The organism is Neisseria sp. GT4A_CT1, assembly GCF_000227275.1.
GTDB lineage: Bacteria > Pseudomonadota > Gammaproteobacteria > Burkholderiales > Neisseriaceae > Neisseria.
The window spans coordinates 508,347-528,054 of record NZ_JH164964.1 but is presented as its reverse complement, the minus strand read 5'-3'; the positions used below and the strand labels follow the sequence as shown (position 1 = coordinate 528,054).

The 19,708-nt window shown below is 51.2% G+C and carries 15 protein-coding genes, 1 tRNA gene and 2 pseudogenes; 7 read left to right on the top strand and 11 right to left on the bottom strand.

Going from position 1 to position 19,708, the window contains the following annotated elements; translation table 11 throughout:
• The first annotated feature begins 59 nt into the window (after positions 1 to 59).
• The 3 genes and pseudogenes from HMPREF1028_RS02445 (at position 60) to HMPREF1028_RS02440 (ending at position 1,533) form a co-directional block, all read left to right on the top strand.
• On the top strand, positions 60 to 701 hold the full coding sequence (locus HMPREF1028_RS02445) for a glutathione S-transferase family protein (RefSeq protein ID WP_009311203.1): 642 nt from the start codon (positions 60 to 62) through the stop codon (positions 699 to 701).
• A pseudogene (locus tag HMPREF1028_RS14385) lies at positions 698 to 817 on the top strand (IS5/IS1182 family transposase); the annotation flags it as partial. The gene HMPREF1028_RS02445 and the pseudogene HMPREF1028_RS14385, both read left to right, overlap by 4 nt.
• Positions 818 to 891: 74 nt before the next feature.
• A complete protein-coding gene (locus HMPREF1028_RS02440; RefSeq protein ID WP_009311202.1) occupies positions 892 to 1,533 on the top strand; it encodes a glutathione S-transferase family protein in 642 nt (213 codons plus the stop codon).
• Positions 1,534 to 1,617: 84 nt separating this feature from the next.
• Here the strand turns inward: HMPREF1028_RS02440 and gloA are convergent, their stop codons facing one another.
• Positions 1,618 to 2,025 carry a lactoylglutathione lyase gene (gene gloA / locus HMPREF1028_RS02435; RefSeq protein WP_003756006.1) on the bottom strand — a complete coding sequence of 136 codons (408 nt, stop codon included), beginning with the start codon at positions 2,023 to 2,025 and terminating at the stop codon, positions 1,618 to 1,620.
• 165 nt (positions 2,026 to 2,190) lie between these two features.
• Between gloA and dacB the strand changes: the two genes are divergently transcribed.
• Complete coding sequence (gene dacB, locus HMPREF1028_RS02430; RefSeq protein WP_036528905.1) at positions 2,191 to 3,630, top strand: D-alanyl-D-alanine carboxypeptidase/D-alanyl-D-alanine-endopeptidase; 1,440 nt, start codon at positions 2,191 to 2,193, stop codon at positions 3,628 to 3,630.
• A gap of 106 nt (positions 3,631 to 3,736) precedes the next feature.
• Here the strand turns inward: dacB and HMPREF1028_RS02425 are convergent, their stop codons facing one another.
• Both HMPREF1028_RS02425 and HMPREF1028_RS15065 read right to left on the bottom strand, forming a co-directional pair.
• Positions 3,737 to 4,813, bottom strand: coding sequence for a TerC/Alx family metal homeostasis membrane protein (locus HMPREF1028_RS02425; RefSeq protein WP_009311200.1), 1,077 nt, complete (start codon positions 4,811 to 4,813; stop codon positions 3,737 to 3,739).
• Positions 4,814 to 4,902: 89 nt separating this feature from the next.
• Positions 4,903 to 5,037: pseudogene (locus HMPREF1028_RS15065) on the bottom strand (IS5/IS1182 family transposase); the annotation flags it as partial.
• Between the two features lie 549 nt (positions 5,038 to 5,586).
• On the opposite strand from HMPREF1028_RS15065, the gene putP reads away from it, so the two are divergent.
• Positions 5,587 to 7,113 carry a sodium/proline symporter PutP gene (putP, locus tag HMPREF1028_RS02415; RefSeq protein WP_009311198.1) on the top strand — a complete coding sequence of 509 codons (1,527 nt, stop codon included), beginning with the start codon at positions 5,587 to 5,589 and terminating at the stop codon, positions 7,111 to 7,113.
• 276 nt (positions 7,114 to 7,389) lie between these two features.
• Complete coding sequence (putA, locus tag HMPREF1028_RS02410) at positions 7,390 to 10,995, top strand: bifunctional proline dehydrogenase/L-glutamate gamma-semialdehyde dehydrogenase PutA (RefSeq protein ID WP_009311197.1); 3,606 nt, start codon at positions 7,390 to 7,392, stop codon at positions 10,993 to 10,995.
• Between the two features lie 457 nt (positions 10,996 to 11,452).
• Here the strand turns inward: putA and nqrF are convergent, their stop codons facing one another.
• From nqrF to HMPREF1028_RS02370, 8 genes are all read right to left on the bottom strand, one after another.
• Positions 11,453 to 12,670 carry an NADH:ubiquinone reductase (Na(+)-transporting) subunit F gene (gene nqrF / locus HMPREF1028_RS02405; RefSeq protein ID WP_003741084.1) on the bottom strand — a complete coding sequence of 406 codons (1,218 nt, stop codon included), beginning with the start codon at positions 12,668 to 12,670 and terminating at the stop codon, positions 11,453 to 11,455.
• A 13-nt stretch (positions 12,671 to 12,683) separates the two neighbouring features.
• A complete protein-coding gene (nqrE, locus tag HMPREF1028_RS02400; protein WP_003741087.1) occupies positions 12,684 to 13,277 on the bottom strand; it encodes an NADH:ubiquinone reductase (Na(+)-transporting) subunit E in 594 nt (197 codons plus the stop codon).
• Positions 13,278 to 13,280: 3 nt separating this feature from the next.
• Positions 13,281 to 13,907, bottom strand: coding sequence for an NADH:ubiquinone reductase (Na(+)-transporting) subunit D (locus HMPREF1028_RS02395; RefSeq protein WP_009311196.1), 627 nt, complete (start codon positions 13,905 to 13,907; stop codon positions 13,281 to 13,283).
• Positions 13,907 to 14,683, bottom strand: coding sequence for a Na(+)-translocating NADH-quinone reductase subunit C (locus tag HMPREF1028_RS02390; RefSeq protein WP_009311195.1), 777 nt, complete (start codon positions 14,681 to 14,683; stop codon positions 13,907 to 13,909). The genes HMPREF1028_RS02395 and HMPREF1028_RS02390 overlap by 1 nt, the downstream gene beginning before the upstream one ends.
• The gene (locus HMPREF1028_RS02385) at positions 14,676 to 15,908 is read right to left on the bottom strand and encodes an NADH:ubiquinone reductase (Na(+)-transporting) subunit B (RefSeq protein WP_009311194.1); all 1,233 of its coding nucleotides are present in this window, start codon (positions 15,906 to 15,908) and stop codon (positions 14,676 to 14,678) included. Before HMPREF1028_RS02385 ends, HMPREF1028_RS02390 begins: the two co-directional genes overlap by 8 nt.
• 2 nt (positions 15,909 to 15,910) lie before the next feature.
• The gene (locus tag HMPREF1028_RS02380; protein ID WP_009311193.1) at positions 15,911 to 17,254 is read right to left on the bottom strand and encodes a Na(+)-translocating NADH-quinone reductase subunit A; all 1,344 of its coding nucleotides are present in this window, start codon (positions 17,252 to 17,254) and stop codon (positions 15,911 to 15,913) included.
• Positions 17,255 to 17,606: 352 nt separating this feature from the next.
• Positions 17,607 to 19,028, bottom strand: coding sequence for a sodium:proton antiporter (locus tag HMPREF1028_RS02375; RefSeq protein ID WP_003755974.1), 1,422 nt, complete (start codon positions 19,026 to 19,028; stop codon positions 17,607 to 17,609).
• Positions 19,029 to 19,103: 75 nt separating this feature from the next.
• Complete coding sequence (locus tag HMPREF1028_RS02370; RefSeq protein ID WP_003755972.1) at positions 19,104 to 19,361, bottom strand: hypothetical protein; 258 nt, start codon at positions 19,359 to 19,361, stop codon at positions 19,104 to 19,106.
• A gap of 208 nt (positions 19,362 to 19,569) precedes the next feature.
• Here HMPREF1028_RS02370 and HMPREF1028_RS02365 point away from each other — a divergent pair.
• Positions 19,570 to 19,645, top strand: a tRNA-Ile gene (locus tag HMPREF1028_RS02365).
• Positions 19,646 to 19,708: the final 63 nt, after the last annotated feature.

Genomic DNA, 19,708 nt, shown 5'->3' with positions numbered 1-19,708 from the left:
TCGTCTGAAAACCCGCTGTGGGTTTTGCCAAAACCATTCATCGTGTAAAAGGAAGAAACATGCACAACATCACGCTCTACACCCATCCCTTTTCACGCGGCAGATACGTCGTATGGATGCTGAAAGAATGCGGCGCGGAATACACCGTCGTACCCGTCCAGTTCGGCGCGCAAATGAAATCCGCCGAATATCTCGCCATCAATCCCCAAGGGCAAGTCCCCGCACTCAAATTCGGTGATGCCGTACTGACCGAATCGACCGCCATCATTACCTTTTTGGCAGAACAATTCCCCGACAAACACCTCATCCCCGCCGCAGGTACGGTGGAGCGCGGCGAATACTACCGCTGGATATGCATATTGATGCACCTCGAATATGCAGCCTTCAATAAACTGCACAACCTGCCTGTCGATACGCCCGAATGCCGTCGCCAAATCGGTTACGGCGATTTCGATACCGCATGGAACACATTGCGCGAACACTTGAAAAACCGCGACTACATCGTCGGCAACAGCTTTACCACGATGGATTTGTACTGCTCCGCGCTGATTCTGCACTTAACGCAGAATTGGAAAGTGTTGCCCGCCGATGAAACCGACGTATTGCAACGCTACGCCGCCAAACATCTCGCCCGCCCAGCTTTCGCCGAAACCACAGCATGGATGCTGGAAACCGCCGCCCAAATGCCGCCTGTGTCATAAATCAAGATTATTATAGTGGATTAAATTTAAATCAGGACAAGGCGACGAAGCCGCAGACAGTACAGATAGTACGGCAAGGCGAAGCAACGCCGTACTGGTTTAAAGTTAATCCACTTATAGAACCGAAAGGTCGTCTGAAACCTACTGCGCGGGTTTCGCCAAAAACATTCACAACGCAAAAGGAAAAGACATGCAAGACATCACGCTCTACACCCATCCCTTTTCACGCGGCACATACGTCGTATGGATGTTGAAAGAATGCGGCGCGGAATACACCGTCGTCCCCATCCAATTCGGCGCACAGATTCAGTCCGCCGAATATCTCGCCATCAATCCCCAAGCCCAAGTCCCCTCACTCAAATTCGGCGATACCGTATTGACCGAATCACTCGCCATCATTACCTTTTTGGCGGAACAGTTCCCCGACAAACACCTCATCCCTGCCGCAGACACATTGGAACGCGGCGAATACTACCGCTGGATGTGCCTGTCGCTGCACCTCGAATACGCAGCCTTCAACAAACTGCACAACCTGCCTGTCGATACGCCCGAGCGCCGCCGCCAAATCGGTTACGGCGATTTTGATACCGCATGGAACACCTTGCGCGAACACTTGAAAAACCGCGACTACATTATCGGCAACAGCTTTACCGCGCTGGATCTGTACTATTCCGGGCTGATTCTGCTCTTAACGCAAAACTTTAAAGTATTGCCTGCCGATGAAACCGATGTACTGCAACGCTACGCCGCCAAACACCTCGCCCGTCCCGCCTTTGCCGAAACCATGGCATGGGCGCAGGAAACCGTTGCCCAAATGCCGCCTGCGGAATAAATCAAGGCTATTAAAACAAAAAGGTCGTCTGAAAACCCTTTTCAATCGGGTTTTCAGACGACCTTTTATCAGACGATTGGAAAATCAGTATTTCACCGAATCATTGCCGCTGTTTTTTTGGATAAATTCAATTTTATAACCGTCAGGATCTTCCACAAAAGCAATAACGGTCGTGCCGTGCATCATCGGTCCTGCCTCGCGCACAACTTTGCCGCCTTTTTGTCTGACCCGTTCGCAAGCCTCATACGCATCATCCACTTCCACTGCGATATGACCGTAAGCGTTGCCGATATCGTAGCTTTCCGTATCCCAGTTGTGCGTCAATTCCAGTACGGTATTTTCGGCCTCATTACCATAACCGACAAACGCCAAAGTAAACCGTCCTTCGGGATAATCGTGGCGGCGCAGTAAAGACATACCTAAAACATTTTGATAGAAGTCCAAAGATTTTTCGAGGTTGCCAACGCGCAACATCGTATGGAGCAGTCGCATAATGTATTCCTTTTATATTGTTTTAAAAACAGATTTTATCATAGTTCGCCCTAAGCGCCGATTGTCTGCACGGAACGAAATAGCGACACATTTTATCCATAAGGAACAACTTTTTCATCCGTCAGGCAGCCATCCTCGTTTTTCAGACGACCTTGCTTTATAATTATGCTTTATGTGTTTTTCAGAACTATCATGAAGTTAAGACAAACAGCCGCTCTTTTATGGCTGTCCATCCTCTCTTTGCCGGCATTTGCCATCGATTTCGGCCGCATCCCTCAAGACGAAATTTCCGTGTATGTTCAAGAATTGGACAGTGGAAACGTCTTGGTCGACCACCGTTCGAATGTGCCAGTCAACCCCGCATCGACCATGAAGCTGGTTACAGCGTTTGCCGCATTTAAAGCTTTGGGCGGCGATTACCGCTGGACAACCCAATTCAAAAGCGACGGCACGATTCAAGGCGACACCTTGCAAGGCGATATTTATTGGGTCGGCAGCGGAGACCCTGTTTTCGACCAAGAAGGCTTGGTCGGGATGCAGCAGCAATTGCGCGATAAAGGCATACGCAAAATCACCGGCGGCTTGGTACTCGACCGCCATTTATGGGGAGATATTCAAAATCCGAGCGATTTCGAATCCGATGTCGGTTCTCTATTTATGACGCCGCCCGACCCGCATATGCTGGCTTACAAAGTCGTATCGGTCAAACTGGAACGCAATGACATGGGCGGAGTGGATCTTGTGACCAATCCGCCCCTCCCCGACATTAAAATCGACAACAAAATCAACGTCACACCATCAAACGCATCCTGCAAAGCCTTGCAAAACCATATGCGCGCAAACTACAAAGGCGGCGTATTGCATGTTTCCGGCAAAGTTCCGGAATCGTGTTTGGGCAATGAAATGTACGTCAACATGTTGAACATGCGTGAATTTGTACAAAAGAGCTTTATCAACCAATGGCGTTATTCAGGCGGAGAAATTACCGACGGTATCAGGACCGCATCCGTGCCGCCTCATGCCAAAACGCTGGCGGTACACCAATCCAAACCCATGTCTGCCATTTTGACGGACATGAACAAATATTCGAATAATCTGATTGCGCGCTCCGTATTCCTGAAATTGGGAGGCGAGCATTCCGGCAACTCCGCCTTGCAGCAAGCCTCTTCAGCCGTAAAGCGTGAATTGGCTACCGCGGGCGTGGATACGGAAAACTTGGTCTTGGAAAACGGTTCGGGCCTATCCCGCCGTGAACGCGTCAGCGCCAATATGTTGGCGCAAATGCTGGAAAAAGCCTATTTCAGCCCGTTCAAACAAGACTTCATCGATACCTTACCCATTGCCGGCAAAGACGGCACGCTGAAATACCGCCTCAAACAGGCAGGCCCTGCCCTGCGCCTGAAAACAGGCACGCTCAAAGATGTACGCGCCCTCGCCGGATATTGGCTGGGAGACAAACCCATGATCGTGGTGGTGGTGATTAACAGTCCGAATGCCACCAACTATCTGAATGATTTGGATAAACTGGTTTCAAAAATCGTACAGCCCGGCGGTGACGCTTGGATTGATGCGAAAATGAAGTGCGCAGAACGAATGGAAGCTTAAAAAGCATCAAAACACTTCAGGCAGCCGGAGAAATGACTTTCCGGCTGCCTGAAGTGTTTTTCAGAGGTCGCAAATCCTACTGTTCCGTTTTACTGAACGAAGCGGGTCACGAATCGGCTTTACCTTTATTTTTCTTGTCCGGGAAAATGAAGGAAGCTGCAATCCCGCAGGTCAGCACAACCAATACAACCAGCAAAGACGTATTGGGCGAAATGTCCCAGCCGTGATGGAACATATGATTGCTCGCCGACAATCCCAGCTTGGCAGCAATGAAAAACAGCAACACGACCACTGCCTTTTCCAAATGAACCAAATAGCCCTTCAACGCTTCCAATACGAAATAAAGCGTACGCAAACCCAAAATGGCAAACATCATGGCACTGTAAACAATCAACGGTTCTTTAGATACGGCAATCACCGCAGGTACGCTGTCAAACGCGAACATCACATCCGACAACTCAATCACTGCCAAACATAAAAACAGCGGCGTTGCGACCAACTGCCCTTTACGCATTTTCTGAGGATGGTTATTTTCAGGATGCTTGAGGTCTTCACCCGCCGGCTCAAGCCGCACCTCGGGATATTGCTCATGCGCTTTTTTCAACTCCTCGCCTTTTAAGAAAAAATGGCTGCCGTAAAGACGGGGAAACACAGGGAAAAAGCGATGGACTGCACGATATGCCAAATGTTCGGAATAATCGGCATCTTCTTCGCCCTCCTCTTCATCCCGACGCAGCATCATAACGGCGGTATAGCCGACAATGACGGCAAAAACCACTTCCACAATCGGCCCCAATGCCAACAGTCCGGCACCGATGGCGACAAAAATCATGCGGAAAATAATCGCGCCGATAATCCCCCAGTACAAAACGCGGTGGCGCAGGCCCTCAGGCACTTTAAACCAAGCAAAAACCGCCATCATTAAAAACAGATTATCTACGGACAATACTTTTTCCAAAGCATAGCCGGTAAAGAACAGGCTGGCGGCTTCACTGCCGTGATGAACCCATAAAAATGTGCCGAACAAAATCGATATCAATACCCAAAACAGCGACCATATCACAGCACTTTTCAGCGACATCGGTTTGTTGTCCCTATGGGCGAATAAATCGATGGCAATCGCGCCCACAGACAAAATCACGAAAACGGCGACGGTTTCAATGGGGAAACCCAAATGGTTCATAAAAAGCCTTTGTTATCAAAATAAAGCGTAAGTATAGTGAAACAACGCGGAATAATATAGAGAAATCCAATAAAGATAATGTAATATAGTGGATTAACTTTAAACCAGGACGGCGTTACCCCGCCTTGTCGTACTATCTGTACCGTCTGCGGCTTCGTCGCCTTGTCCTGATTTAAATTGAATCCACTATATTTTCGACAACCGGCACAAACCCGATTCCGCTCTTTATCCACGCCCGACAGACCAGTAAGGGGTCGTCTGAAAATTTCAGACGACCCCTTGCCTTGCCTCATCGACTTCCTAAACCCTATCCGATTTATAGTGGATTAACTTTAAACCAGGATGGCGTTGCCTCGCCTTGTCCTGATTTAAAGTTAATCCACTATATTCAACTTGTTGTCTGATTACATTCAATCCGCATCCGTTTCCAAATGCTTCAGAAAGATAGTTTCAAGCCTATTTAAATGCAATATTTTTCAAGATAATTTGTAAACTAATGTTTTTAATATGGTTTGAAAAATATTTCAGTAAAACCAGCAAGCAACGGTCATCATGAGCTTTGCAAGCCTACTGTTTTCAGGTATCCTCAAACGGATTATTTACAATTTAATATGTTTTAATTACATATCTAATTGAATTAATAAATGATTTATTTCTAACAAGCTACAAAAAATAGAAATTTCCGCTGTATTTTAATTAGAAAAATGTTTGGGCGTGGATTGCCTGCAATTTCATCAGCCCGTGATTTTGAAGTTTTAGATGAGGAATAGTACATGAATCCCATGTATATCACTTTTGCAATCTATCTGGTTGCTGTTCTCTTGATTGGTCTGGCCGCGTATTTCTCCACGCGCAATTTCGATGATTATATTTTGGGCGGCCGCAGCTTGGGCCCGTTCGTTACGGCGATGTCGGCGGGCGCGTCCGATATGTCGGGCTGGCTTTTGATGGGCTTGCCCGGTGCGATTTATTTGAGTGGTCTGAATGAAGCTTGGATTGCCATCGGTTTGGTCGTCGGCGCGTATTTCAACTGGCTTTTGGTGGCGGGCCGTCTGCGCGTGCATACCGAATATGCCAATAATGCGCTGACGCTGCCGGATTATTTCTTCCACCGCTTCGGCGCGGGCGGACACTTGATGAAAGTGGTTTCCGCGCTGATTATTCTGTTTTTCTTCACGATTTATTGTGCTTCGGGCATCGTGGCAGGTGCAACCTTATTCCAAAGTCTGTTTGAAGGTATGACTTATAAACAGGCGATGTGGCTGGGCGCGGGTGCAACCATTGCCTATACCTTCTTGGGCGGATTCTTGGCGGTAAGCTGGACGGATACGCTACAAGCTTCTTTGATGATTTTTGCGCTGATTTTGACGCCAGTAATGGTGTATCTGGGTCTGGGCGGTGCAGAACAAATGTCTGCCGCGATTCAAAGCGTTGCCGCAAGTACAGGCAAGGAATATAACAGCCTGCTTGCCGGTACGACCGTTATCGGCATTATTTCCACCGCCGCATGGGGCTTGGGCTATTTCGGTCAGCCGCACATTTTGGCGCGCTTTATGGCGGCTGAGAGCGCGAAATCGCTCGTATCCGCACGCCGCATCGGTATGACTTGGATGGTGTTGTGTCTGGCAGGCGCAGTAGCGGTCGGTTATTTTGGCATTGCGTATTTTGGTGCAAACCCCGATCAAGTCGCTTCAATGAAGGGCAACCACGAACGTATCTTCATCGCGCTATCTACTTTGCTGTTCAACCCTTGGATTGCAGGCATTATTTTGAGCGCGATTTTGGCGGCGGTCATGTCCACTTTGTCTTGCCAGCTTTTGGTTTGTTCCAGCGCAATTACCGAAGACTTCTACAAAGGCTTTTTGCGTAAAAATGCGCCGCAATCAGAATTGGTATGGGTGGGCCGTCTGATGGTATTGGCGATTGCCATTATCTCTATTCTGATTGCGTCCGACCCTAAGAGCAAAGTTTTAGGCTTGGTATCTTATGCGTGGGCAGGTTTCGGCGCGGCGTTCGGTCCGATTGTGATTCTGTCGGTATTGTGGAAACGCATTACGGCATACGGTGCTTTGTCGGGCATGATTGCCGGTGCGCTGACTGTGGTGGCATGGGCGGAGTGGGTTAAAAAACCGGCTTTGGCTGCACATGAAACCGGTATTTGGACTATGTACGAAATTGTCCCCGGCTTCATCGCCTGCTTGATTATCGCTGTTCTGGTTTCACTGACCGACAAAGAGCCGTCTCGTGAAATCCAAGAACGTTTTGAAAAAGCGGACACAGAATACCGCGAGGCGAAATAAGTGTTTTCAGACGACCTGCCGTTGACCGTAGGTCGTCTGAATTTTTATACGGGAAGGCAGGTTTTATTTTTATATTGATGCTCATGCGGATAATGCGGTCTTTTAGCTTTATCTGCTTTTTATCAAAGCAAAAAATCCTGTTTTTGAGATAAATTGCTTGTCCGACCCTTATAAATTTATTAAGATATTATCTATATGCTTTAAATCTTTTCAGACGACCTCGAAAAGGGATGGGGTCGTCTGAAAATCATCATAAAAACTTTGGAGAACCTTAAAATGTTTGACTTTGCTTTTCCGACACAAACGCCACTGCGCCAAGCGATTACCGATGCTTACCGCCGCGACGAAATCGAAGCCGTTCAGGATATGCTGCAACGCGCCCAGATGAGCGATGAGGAGCGTCGGGCGGCGTCCGAACTCGCGCGCCGTTTGGTTACGCAGGTTCGTGCCAGCCGCACCAAAGCCAGCGGGGTGGATGCGCTGATGCACGAGTTCTCGCTCTCCAGCGAAGAAGGCATTGCGCTGATGTGTCTGGCGGAAGCTTTGCTGCGCATTCCCGACAATGCGACGCGCGACCGCCTGATTGCCGACAAAATTTCCGAAGGCAACTGGAAAAGCCATTTGAACAACAGCCCGTCCCTATTCGTTAACGCCGCCGCATGGGGCTTGCTGATTACCGGCAAACTGACCGCGCCGAGCGACAAGCAGATGGGTTCGGCTCTGAACCGCCTCGTCAGCAAAGGCGGCGCGCCCCTGATCCGCCAAGGCGTGAACTACGCCATGCGCCTGTTGGGCAAGCAGTTTGTTACCGGACAAACCATTGAAGAAGCGCTGCAAAACGGCAAAGAGCGCGAAAAAATGGGCTACCGCTTCTCCTTCGATATGTTGGGCGAAGCCGCCTACACCCAAGATGATGCCGACCGCTATTACAACGACTACGTTCAAGCCATTCACGCCATCGGCAAAGATGCCGCCGGACAAGGTGTTTATGAAGGCAACGGCATTTCCGTCAAACTTTCCGCCATCCATCCGCGCTACTCGCGCGCCCAACACGAACGCGTGATGAGCGAACTCTTACCTCGTCTGAAAGAGCTGTTCCTTTTGGGTAAAAAATACGATATCGGTATCAATATCGATGCTGAAGAAGCCAACCGTTTGGAGCTGTCTTTGGATTTGATGGAAGCACTCGTTTCCGACCCCGATTTAGCCGGTTACAAAGGCATCGGCTTTGTCGTTCAGGCATATCAAAAACGCTGCCCCTTCGTCATCGACTATCTGATTGACCTTGCCCGCCGCAACAATCAAAAACTGATGATCCGCCTCGTTAAAGGCGCGTACTGGGACAGCGAAATCAAATGGGCGCAAGTGGACGGCTTGGACGGCTATCCGACCTACACCCGCAAAGTCCATACCGACATCTCCTACCTCGCCTGCGCGCGCAAACTGCTGGACGCGCAAGACGCCGTGTTCCCGCAATTCGCCACCCACAACGCCTACACCTTGGGCGCGATTTACCAAATGGGCAAAGGCAAAGACTTTGAACACCAATGCCTGCACGGTATGGGCGAAACCTTGTACGACCAAGTGGTCGGCCCGCAAAACTTAGGCCGCCGCGTGCGCGTGTACGCCCCGGTCGGTACACACGAAACCCTGCTCGCCTACTTGGTGCGCCGCCTGTTGGAAAACGGCGCGAACTCGTCGTTCGTCAACCAAATCGTCGATGAAAACATCAGCATCGACACGCTGATCCGAAGCCCGTTCGACACCATCGCCGAACAAGGTATCCACCTGCACAACGCCTTGCCGCTGCCGCGCGATTTGTACGGCAGGGGTCGTCTGAATTCCCAAGGCGTCGATTTCAGCAACGAAACCGTGTTGCAACAGCTTCAAGAAAAACTCAACCGCGCCGCCGCGCAAGACTTCCATGCCGCATCCATTATCAACGGTAAAGCCCGCGATGTCGGCGAAGCGCAACCGATTAAAAACCCCGCCGACCACGACGACATCGTCGGCACAGTCAGCTTTGCCGATGCCGCGCTTGCCCAAGAAGCCGTCGGTGCAGCCGTTGCCGCGTTTCCTGAATGGAGCGCGACGCCAGCCGCCGAGCGCGCCGAATGCCTGCGCCGTTTCGCCGATTTGCTGGAGCAGCACACCCCCGCGCTGATGATGCTTGCCGTGCGCGAAGCGGGTAAAACGTTGAACAACGCCGTCGCCGAAGTGCGCGAAGCCGTCGATTTTTGCCGCTACTACGCAGGCGAAGCCGAAAACACCCTGCCCAAAGATGCCAAAGCCGTCGGCGCCATCGTCGCCATCAGCCCGTGGAACTTCCCGCTCGCCATCTTTACCGGCGAAGTCGTTTCCGCATTGGCAGCCGGCAACACCGTTATCGCCAAACCTGCCGAACAAACCAGCCTGATTGCCAGCTACGCCGTTTCCCTGATGCACGAAGCGGGCATCCCGACTTCTGCCTTGCAACTTGTCCTCGGCGCAGGTGATGTCGGTGCGGCACTGACAGGCGACCCGCGTATCGGCGGCGTGATTTTCACCGGTTCGACCGAAGTGGCGCAACTGATTAACAAAGCCCTTGCCAAACGCGACGACAGCCCCGTATTGATTGCCGAAACCGGCGGTCAAAACGCCATGATTGTCGATTCCACCGCGCTGCCCGAGCAGGTTTGTTTGGACGTGCTCAACTCCGCCTTCGACAGCGCGGGACAACGCTGCTCCGCGCTGCGTATCCTTTGCGTTCAAGAAGATGTCGCCGACAAGATGCTCGCCATCATCAAAGGCGCGATGGACGAATTGGTCGTCGGCAAACCCATTCAGCTCACCACCGACGTAGGCCCCGTTATCGATGCCGAAGCGCAGCAAAACCTGCAATCGCACATCAATAAAATGAAAGGCGTTGCCAAGTCTTACCACGAAGTCAAAGCCGCCTCCGACGTTGATCCTGCAAAATCCACTTTCGTGCTGCCGATTTTGTTCGAACTCAACAATTTGAACGAACTTACCCGCGAAGTCTTCGGTCCCGTCCTGCACGTTGTCCGCTACCGTGCCGACGAACTTGACCAAATCATCGACCAAATCAACAGCAAAGGCTACGCGCTCACCAGCGGCGTACACAGCCGTATCGAAGGTACGGTCAAACGCATCCGCGAACGCATCGAAGCGGGTAACGTTTACGTCAACCGCAACATCGTCGGCGCCGTCGTCGGCGTACAACCGTTCGGCGGACACGGTATGTCAGGTACAGGTCCGAAAGCAGGCGGTTCGTTCTATCTGCAAAAACTGACCCGCATCCCCGAATGGGTTGCCCCGCCGCTGAGCCGTATCGGACAAGCGGACGAAGTCGCGCTCAAATGCCTTGAAGCCCTGATTCACAAGCTGCCGTTTAATGCGGAAGAGAAAAAAGCAGCGGCATCAGCATTGGGACACGCCCGCATCCGCACCCTGCGCCAAGCAGAATCCGTCTTGGTCGGACCGACCGGCGAACGCAACGCCATGAGCTGGCGTGCGCCCAAACGCGTCTGGGTACACGGCGGCAGCCTCCTGCAAGCCTTCTGCGCCCTGACCGAACTTGCCGCCGCAGGCATCGTAACCGTCGTCGAACCCGACAGCCCGCTTGCCTCCTACACCGCCGACCTCGAAGGCCTGCTGCAAGTCAACAGCAAACCCGAAAGCACAGGCGTGCACCACGTCGCCGCCCTAAGCCCGCTGGACAGCAGCCGCAAGCAAGAACTGGCAAACCGCGACGGCGCACTCATCCGCATCCTCCCGTCCGAACAAGGTTTGGACATCCTGCAAGTGTTTGAAGAAATTTCTTGCAGCGTCAACACCACAGCCGCCGGTGGCAACGCCAGCCTGATGGCAGTTTCCGACTAAAAGGATTGAATAAACGCTAGAGCGTTTGAACAAAGGTCGTCTGAAAACGTTAGCAAAACCTGCTAAGTCCGTTTTCAGACGACCTTTTTATGCTTTGATGAAAAGTTGGATTCGTTATAGTGGATTAACTTTAAATCAGGACAAGGCGACGAAGCCACAGACAGGACAGATAGTACGGAACCGATTCACTTGGTGCTTCAGCACCTTAGAGAATCGTTCTCTTTGAGCTAAGGCGAGGCAACGCCGTACTGGTTTAAAGTTAATCCACTATAACTTATGCCTTCAAAAATGAAGCAGAAATTTGAGCGATATCGCGGATAAGATGAGGAGGCAACTTATTCCGGTTATTTCGACAAATAGGGATAACGGCAGGCAAATACCCTACTTCTATTTCAATTCGCATCAACAAAAAAGGAAGAAACCGAGGTTTCTTCCTTTTGTATTTGAAGCCGAATATTTAACCGCCGAAATCATCCAAGAGGATGTTTTCATCTTCCACGCCCAAGTCTTTGAGCATTTTGATGACGGACTGGTTCATGATCGGCGGGCCGCACATATAGAATTCGCAGTCTTCCGGTGCTTCGTGGTTTTTCAGGTGGTTTTCGTAAACCACGTTGTGGATGAAGCCTGTGTAGCCGTCCCAGTTGTCTTCCGGCAACGGGTCTGACAGGGCGACGTGCCATGTGAAGTTCGGGAATTCTGCTGCGAGTTGGTCGAAGTCTTCGACATAGAACATTTCGCGTTTGGAGCGTGCGCCGTACCAGAAGGTGATTTTGCGTTTGGAGTTCAAACGTTTCAACTGGTCGAAAATGTGGGAACGCATAGGCGCCATACCTGCACCGCCGCCGATGAATACCATTTCGGCATCGGTGTCTTTGGCGAAGAATTCGCCGAACGGACCGGAGATGGTTACTTTATCGCCGGGTTTAAGCGACCAAATGTAGGACGACATTTGTCCCGGAGGCGCATCGGGTACGCGCGGAGGCGGCGTGGCGATACGCACGTTCAGCATGATGATGCCTTTTTCTTCTGGATACGAAGCCATGGAGTAGGCACGCAAAATCGGCTCGTCCACTTTGGAAACGTATTGCCACAGATTGTATTTGTCCCAGTCTTCGTGATATTCCTTAGGAATGTCGAAGTCTTTGTAGGCAACGGTGTGCGGCGGGGCTTCGATTTGGATGTAGCCGCCGGCGCGGAAGGGAACTTCTTCGCCTTCGGGAATGGCAAGCTTGAGTTCTTTAATGAACGTGGCTTTGTTGTCGTTGGAGATGACGGTGCATTCCCATTTTTTCACACCGAACACTTCTTCCGGCACTTCGATGTCCATGTCGGTTTTGACGTTGACCTGACAAGACAGACGGCAGCCTTCGCGTGCTTCGCGTTTGCTGATGTGAGATAACTCGGTCGGCAGAATGTCGCCGCCGCCGCTTTTCACGACAACGCGGCATTGTCCGCACGAACCGCCGCCACCGCAGGCGGAGGGTACGAAGATGCCTTGGCTGGCAAGCGCGCCCAGCAGTTTGCCGCCGGCGGGCATAGTCAGCTCTTTTTCATCATTGACTTTGATGGTGATGTCGCCTTCGCTCACCAGCTTGGATTTGGCAAACAGAATCATCAGTGCCAAAGCCAAGACGATGACGGTGAACATCACGATACCTAAAATAATTTCCATGCCGAATCCTTTCTTATAACTGGATGCCGGAAAACGACATAAACGCCATCGCCATCAGGCCGGCGGAGATGAAGGTGATGCCCAGTCCTTTAAGGCCTTTGGGAGCGTCCGAATATTTCATTTTTTCGGTAATACCCGCCAAAGCGACAATCGCCAACATCCAGCCCAAGCCCGCGCCGAAGCCGTACACGACGGATTCGCCGAAGTTGTATTCGCGTTGCGCCATAAACGAAACGGCACCGAAAATCGCGCAGTTTACGGTAATCAGCGGCAGGTAAATACCCAGCGCGTTATAGAGGGCGGGGAAGAATTTGTCCAAGAACATTTCCAAAATCTGCACCAAAGCCGCAATTACGCCGATGAAGGTGATGAATTTCAGGAAGGTCAAATCCACGCCTTCGACAATCGCGCCGTCTTTGAGCAGCGAGTAAACGAGCTGGTTGGCTGGGACGGACAGGCCGAGTACGAAGGTAACGGCAACGCCCAAGCCGAATGCGGTGGATACTTTTTTCGATACCGCCAGAAAAGTACACATGCCCAAGAAGAAGGACAGCGCCATGTTTTCAATGAAGACGGATTTCACAAAAAGGCTTAAATAGTGTTCCATGTTTTATTCCTCCGCCTGTTCGGGTTTCCATGTGCGCAAACCCCAAATCAAAAAGCCGATAATGAAGAACGCGCTCGGTGCCAGCAGAAAGAGGCCGTTGGTTTGATACCAGCCGCCATCCTGCACGGTTTGGAAAACGGTGTAGCCCAAGAGCTTGCCTGAGCCGATAAGCTCACGGATGGTTGCGATGATAATCAGCATCATGCCGTAACCTGCGCCGTTACCGATACCGTCCACCAGGCTTTCCAGCGGCGGCTCTTTCATGGCGAAGGCTTCGGCGCGACCCATCACGATACAGTTGGTAATAATCAGACCGACGAATACGGAGAGCTGTTTGGACAATTCGTAGGCATAGGCCTGCAATAATTGGTCAACCAGCGTAACCAGCGACGCGACAATTGCCATCTGCACGATAATGCGGATGCTGTTCGGAATGTGGTTGCGCACCAATGAGATGAAGAAGCTGGAAAAACCGGTTACCAAGCTGACGGAAATACCCATCACAATGGCCGTCTGAAGTTTGGTGGTAACCGCCAGCGCCGAACAAATACCCAAAACCTGCAAGGCAATCGGGTTGTTGTCGATAAAGGGTGAAAACATCAAATGTTTCAAGCGTTTCATATCAGCCATTATTGTGCTCCTGCTGATTTCAATTTGTTCAGGTAGGGGATATAGCCGTTTTCGCCGAACCAGTAGGCAAACGAACCTTGTACGCCTTTGGAAGTCAGCGATGCGCCGGACAATGCATCTACGCCGTGTTCTTTGTCCGAGCTTCCGCCTTTGGAAACATGCAGGGCAAGTTTACCTTGTTCGTCAAAGAGTTTTTTGCCGACGAATTTTTGCTGCCACAACGGATTGCCGATTTCACCGCCCAAGCCCGGAGTCTCGCCTTGGTCGTAGTAAGTGATGCCGTTGATGGTGTTGCCGTCGGGTTGGATGGCGACAAAACCGTACATGACTGACCATAAACCGTTGCCGTGCATAGGCAGGATGATTTGGCTGACTTTGCCGTCATCGCCTTTTACCAAATAAACTTCGGTGTATTTGGCTCGGCTTTTGATGCCTGCCAAATCGTCTTCGGGTTTGATTTGGATGCTTTGCGCGGGGTCTTTGGCGGCAACGCGCGCGCTGAAGTCTTTCGGCGCGTCTTTCACATATTCGCCGGTCGCCAAATCGACCACGCGCTGTTCGATGCGGTCGGCAAAGGTTTTGCTGATGTCGGTATTTTTATCGAGCAAACCGGCAACGCTCAGAATGTAGCTTTGTTTATCCTGAACCTTTTGTTTTTCCTGCACCGGTTTCAAGCCGACAACCGCGCCCGCCACAATGACCGAGCAAATCAGGCTGACCGCCAACACCACAATCAGCGTGCCGCTGAAGCTGTCTTTATCGAATTTCTTAGCCATTGCTGCGCGCCTTTCTGCGTTTGATGTTCGCTTGTGCGACGAAATAGTCGAAAATCGGGGCAAACAGGTTGGCAAACAGAATCGCCAACATCATGCCTTCGGGGTAAGCCGGATTGACCACGCGGATTAACACGCACATCACGCCGATTAGCGCGCCGTACCACCATTTGCCGACATTGGTAAAGGAAGCGGAAACGGGGTCGGTTGCCATAAACAGCATACCGATGGCGAAGCCGCCGACGACCAGATGCCAGTACCAAGGCATGCTGAACATCGGATTGGTGTCCGAACCGATGACGTTAAACAGCGAAGACATGGCAATCATACCGATCATCACACCGGCAATAATGCGCCAAGAAGCGATGCGGGCAAACACGATAAACGCACCGCCGATTAAAAGCGCCAAAGTGGATACTTCGCCGATAGAACCGGGCAGGTTGCCGATAAACGCATCCATCCAAGTAATGGATTTACCGGTAACGGCATTTTGCAGGCCGTCTGAACCGTGCGCCGCCCACTGAGCTAACGCAGTTGCGCCGGAATAGCCGTCAACCGCCGTCCAAACGGTGTCGCCGGTAATATTGGCAGGATAGGCGAAGAACAAGAAAGCACGACCTGCCAGCGCAGGGTTCATAAAGTTTTTACCCGTACCGCCGAACACCTCTTTCGCAACCACCACGCCGAAGGTAATACCCAAGGCGGCCTGCCACAGCGGCAGCGTAGGCGGAACGATTAAGGCAAACAGAATCGAAGTCACGAAGAAACCTTCGTTGATTTCGTGTTTGCGCACGGTGGCGAACAAAACTTCCCAGAAACCGCCGACGATAAATACGGTCGCGTAAATCGGCAGGAAGTAAATCGCGCCGAACAGCATTTTGCCCAACACGCCCGCTTCAGACGACATATTGATGCCCAAAGCGTTGGCAAGGGCGTAATGCCAGTCGTTGGCGATGCTTTTTTGCAGCAAATCAGGCGTTAACGCACCGAATGCCTGCGCACCGACATTGTACATACCGTAAAACATGGCGGGGAACAAAGCCAGCCATACCAAAATCATCATGCGCTTGGAGTCGAGCGCGTCGCGGACGTGCGCCGCTTTGCGCGTTACCGCGCCGGATGTGTAGAAAATCGTCGCTGCAGCTTCATAGAGGGCATACCATTTTTCATGTTTGCCGCCCGGCAGGAAGTGCGGTTCGATTTTTTCCAGAAAATGTTTCAAGCCCATAATCAGCCTTCCTTCTCAATGGTTTCCAGCACCTTGCGCAACAGCGGGCCGTATTCGTATTTGCCCGGGCAGACGAAACTGCACAAAGCGAGGTCTTCTTCGTCCAATTCCAAGCAACCCAAAGCCTGCGCGCTGTCGGTATCGCCGACGATTAAATCGCGCAGAAGCAAGGTAGGCAGGATGTCCAGCGGCATTACGCGCTCGTAAGTACCGATGGGAACCATGGCGCGGTCGCCGCCGTTGACGGCTGTTGTGAACTTGAAGAGTTTGTTTTTCAGGAAATGACCGAGGGTCGTACGCGTAATCGAGTATTTGTCCGGCTGCGGCGCAACCCAGCCGAACAGCTCTTTGCTGCGGCCTTCTTCGATAACGGAAATCTGATTGTGGTAGCGTCCCAAATAATCATGCGCGCCTTGTGCAATCGCACCGTTCAATACCGAACCGGAAATCACGCGGTTGTCCGCATCAACCAATTCGCCGGCGGTAATTTGCGACACCTTCGCACCCAAAACGGTACGCAAGAGGCGCGGTTTGTTGACTTGGGGGCCGCCCAAAGCAACCACGCGCTCGGTATTCAGACGACCTGTTACGAACAAACGTCCGATCGCAATCACGTCTTGATAGTTGATGGTCCAAACGGTTTTATTCGCGCCGACAGGCTCGATGAAATGAATGTGCGTGCCGCTCAAACCCGCGGGATGCGGGCCGCCGAATTCGTGTGTTTCAATATTGGCGGCGTTTTCAGAAGGCACGTCCGCACCGGCTGCCTTACAAACATGGATTTTGCGTTCGGTCAGACGGCTCAACACCAGCAAACCTCGTCTGAAATCCTCGGCGGCTTCTTTGATCACGACCACAGGGTCTGCCGCCAGCGGATTGGTGTCCATCGCATTGACGAAAATGGCGAACGGCTCGGCATCGACGGCGGGGATTTTGCTGAACGGACGGGTACGCAGCGCAGTCCACAAACCGGATTGAATCAGATTGCGGCGCACTTCTTCGCTGCTTAAGTTTGCCAACGCATCGGGCGCGTAGCGTTCGAACTCGATTTCGTCATCGCCTTCAACGGCAATCACGACCGACTGAAGCACGCGCTTTTCGCCGCGGTGAATCGCGGCGATTTTGCCGGAAGCCGGCGCAGTAAACACCACGCCCGGATTTTTCTTGTCTTCAAACAGCACTTGGCCTTTTTTGACGGCATCGCCTTCCTTGACTTTCATCGAGGGGCGCATACCGGCATATTCTTCGCCAAGCAACGCGACTTCGGTAATGGCCGGACCGTCGTAAACGGCTTGCTCCGGTCTGCCCGCGATGGGCAGGTCTAGGCCTTTTTTGATTTTAATCATAGATTTGCATTACTTGTGATGAGTTAAACAGAATAAAATGTTCCAACTTTTCAGACGACGTTTGAAATGGCAAAGCATGGGGAAGGTCGTCTGAAAGTAAAGCCTTACTTACGGAAAACAACAATTAAATGAAAACTGTAAAACGTTTGATTTTAGCAGGAACAGCCCGCCTTATGTCAGATTTACGCAGATTTTTTCCAGCTTCCTGCCCCGAATCCCACGCAAAGCAGCCCTCCAATAAAATTACAAGATATTGATGCCCCAAATTAATCCCTGGCAGAATACAAAAAGGTCGTCTGAAAACCGAATCAATAAGAATCAGGTTTTCAGACGACCTTTCGAAGTTTAGGAATCAGAACAACTGCCAAACGAAGAAGATCAGCGTATGCAGTATAAACAGCGGAATCAACACCCCCACCGACCACATCATATAACCGAAGAAAGTCGGCATTGGCACGCCGCGCTGCTCGGCAATCGCTTTAACCATAAAGTTCGGCGCATTGCCGATATAAGTGAGCGCGCCCATAAACACCGAACCCATGGATACCGCCAACAACGAATGGAACAGATGCCCCGTCATCAACGCCTGAGCATCGCCGCCCGCCATATTGAAGAACACTAGATAAGTCGGCGCATTATCCAAAAATGCGGACAACAAACCGCTCATCCAGAAATACATCGTATTAATCGGATTGCCCGAAGCGTCATGCACCAACGACACCACCGCACCCAGCGCACCCGCCTCGCCTGCCTTCAAAATCGCCAAAACAGGGGAAATCGTAATGAAAATACCCAAAAACAGTTTGCCCACTTCGGCAATCGGGTCGAAATTGAATTCATTGCCCGCCCTGACCTGTTTGGGCGTAATCAGCAACGAAACAACGGTCAGCACCAGCAAAATCACATCGCGCACCAAGTTTTGCAACGCATAGTGGCTGCCTAAAATCTCAAACCCCGGATGATCGGGCTTCCACAAGCCGGACAGCAAAACCGCACCGACCACGCCCGCCAGCAGCAGAAAATTCCATTTGCCGGCAATACGCAAATCTTCATCGGCCTCCTCTTCCTGCCGAATCTGTTCCACATTGGCTTCACGCGCGTGATAACGGCTGTCAATAATGTAAAACACCAGCAACAGCACCACCGTACTGATCAATACGGGCATCAACATGTGTTTCACCGTCCACATGAAATCCACGCCCTTCAAGAAGCCCAAAAACAGCGGAGGATCGCCCAACGGCGTCAGGCCGCCGCCGATATTTGCCACCAAAAAAATAAAGAATATAACGACATGCACCTTATTCTTGCGGTAATGGTTTGCCTTAAGCAGCGGACGAATCATCAGCATTGCCGCACCGGTCGTCCCCATAAAGGAAGCCATCACCGTCCCCGCCGCCAGCAGCCCGGTATTCAGCGCAGGCGTACCATTGAGCTTACCCCAAACCAAAATCCCGCCCGAAATTGTATATAAAGCCAAAAGCAGCAGGATAAACGGGATATATTCCTCAACCAGCGCATGGGCAACCGTATGCACACCCGCCCCGAAACCGAACACAACGGCGAACGGAACCAAAAACAGCAGCGTCCAAAACGCTGTAATCTTGCCGAAATGGTGATGCCAGGTATGCGCGAAAAAGAGTGGCCCCAAAGCGATAGACAAAAGAATCAACGCGAACGGCGCACCCCAAAACAGACTGAGCGTCGCGCCGTCAAAATCAGCGGCGTGAGACACAGCGGGAAGCAGGATGAGGGATAGAATTGGTAAGCGGCGCATTGTTTTTCCTTGTTTTTCTTAGTTTTTCTTATGGACGAAAAGCCTAAACAAACACATCCGCACAATGCCGTGAAATCAAACAAAAACGTCTGCAACCAACCTTGGCATCAAGCGGCGGAGTGTTGCCATATGTAAACCTTGTTTGATTGTAAGTGAAAACCCCGCCCCAAACCAGTCAAAATAACCGACCGCCCTACCTTGTTTCTCAATATTCAATCCCCTATTCCACCATGTCTGCCGAATCAGATTTTCAAAATCCTTTTGAAAATAAAATGCTAGGTCAAAACAATGTAAACTATCAAAATATAACTTTAGATTTATTTTTCCAAACATTTACACTCCGCCCATTGGACAGGAAATTATCGACCGCCGAAATCCGCTTTCCACCCAAGGCAGCAAACCACAGTCAAAACAAGTCTACTGCGGCAGTGCAACCCAAATGATCAATATAAAGCCGGTCGGCAATAGCAGACACATTATCTTTTTCAGACGACCTTGTAAGCGGAATAATTTATGATACAATACGCCCCTACTCTTGAACGGGTCTGTAGCTCAGGGGTTAGAGCAGGGGACTCATAATCCCTTGGTCGTGGGTTCGAACCCCACCGGACCCACCAATCAAATCAACGACTTGCGTAAGCTGGGCATTTTTTTCGAGTCGGCACTGTGTCCAATTTGTG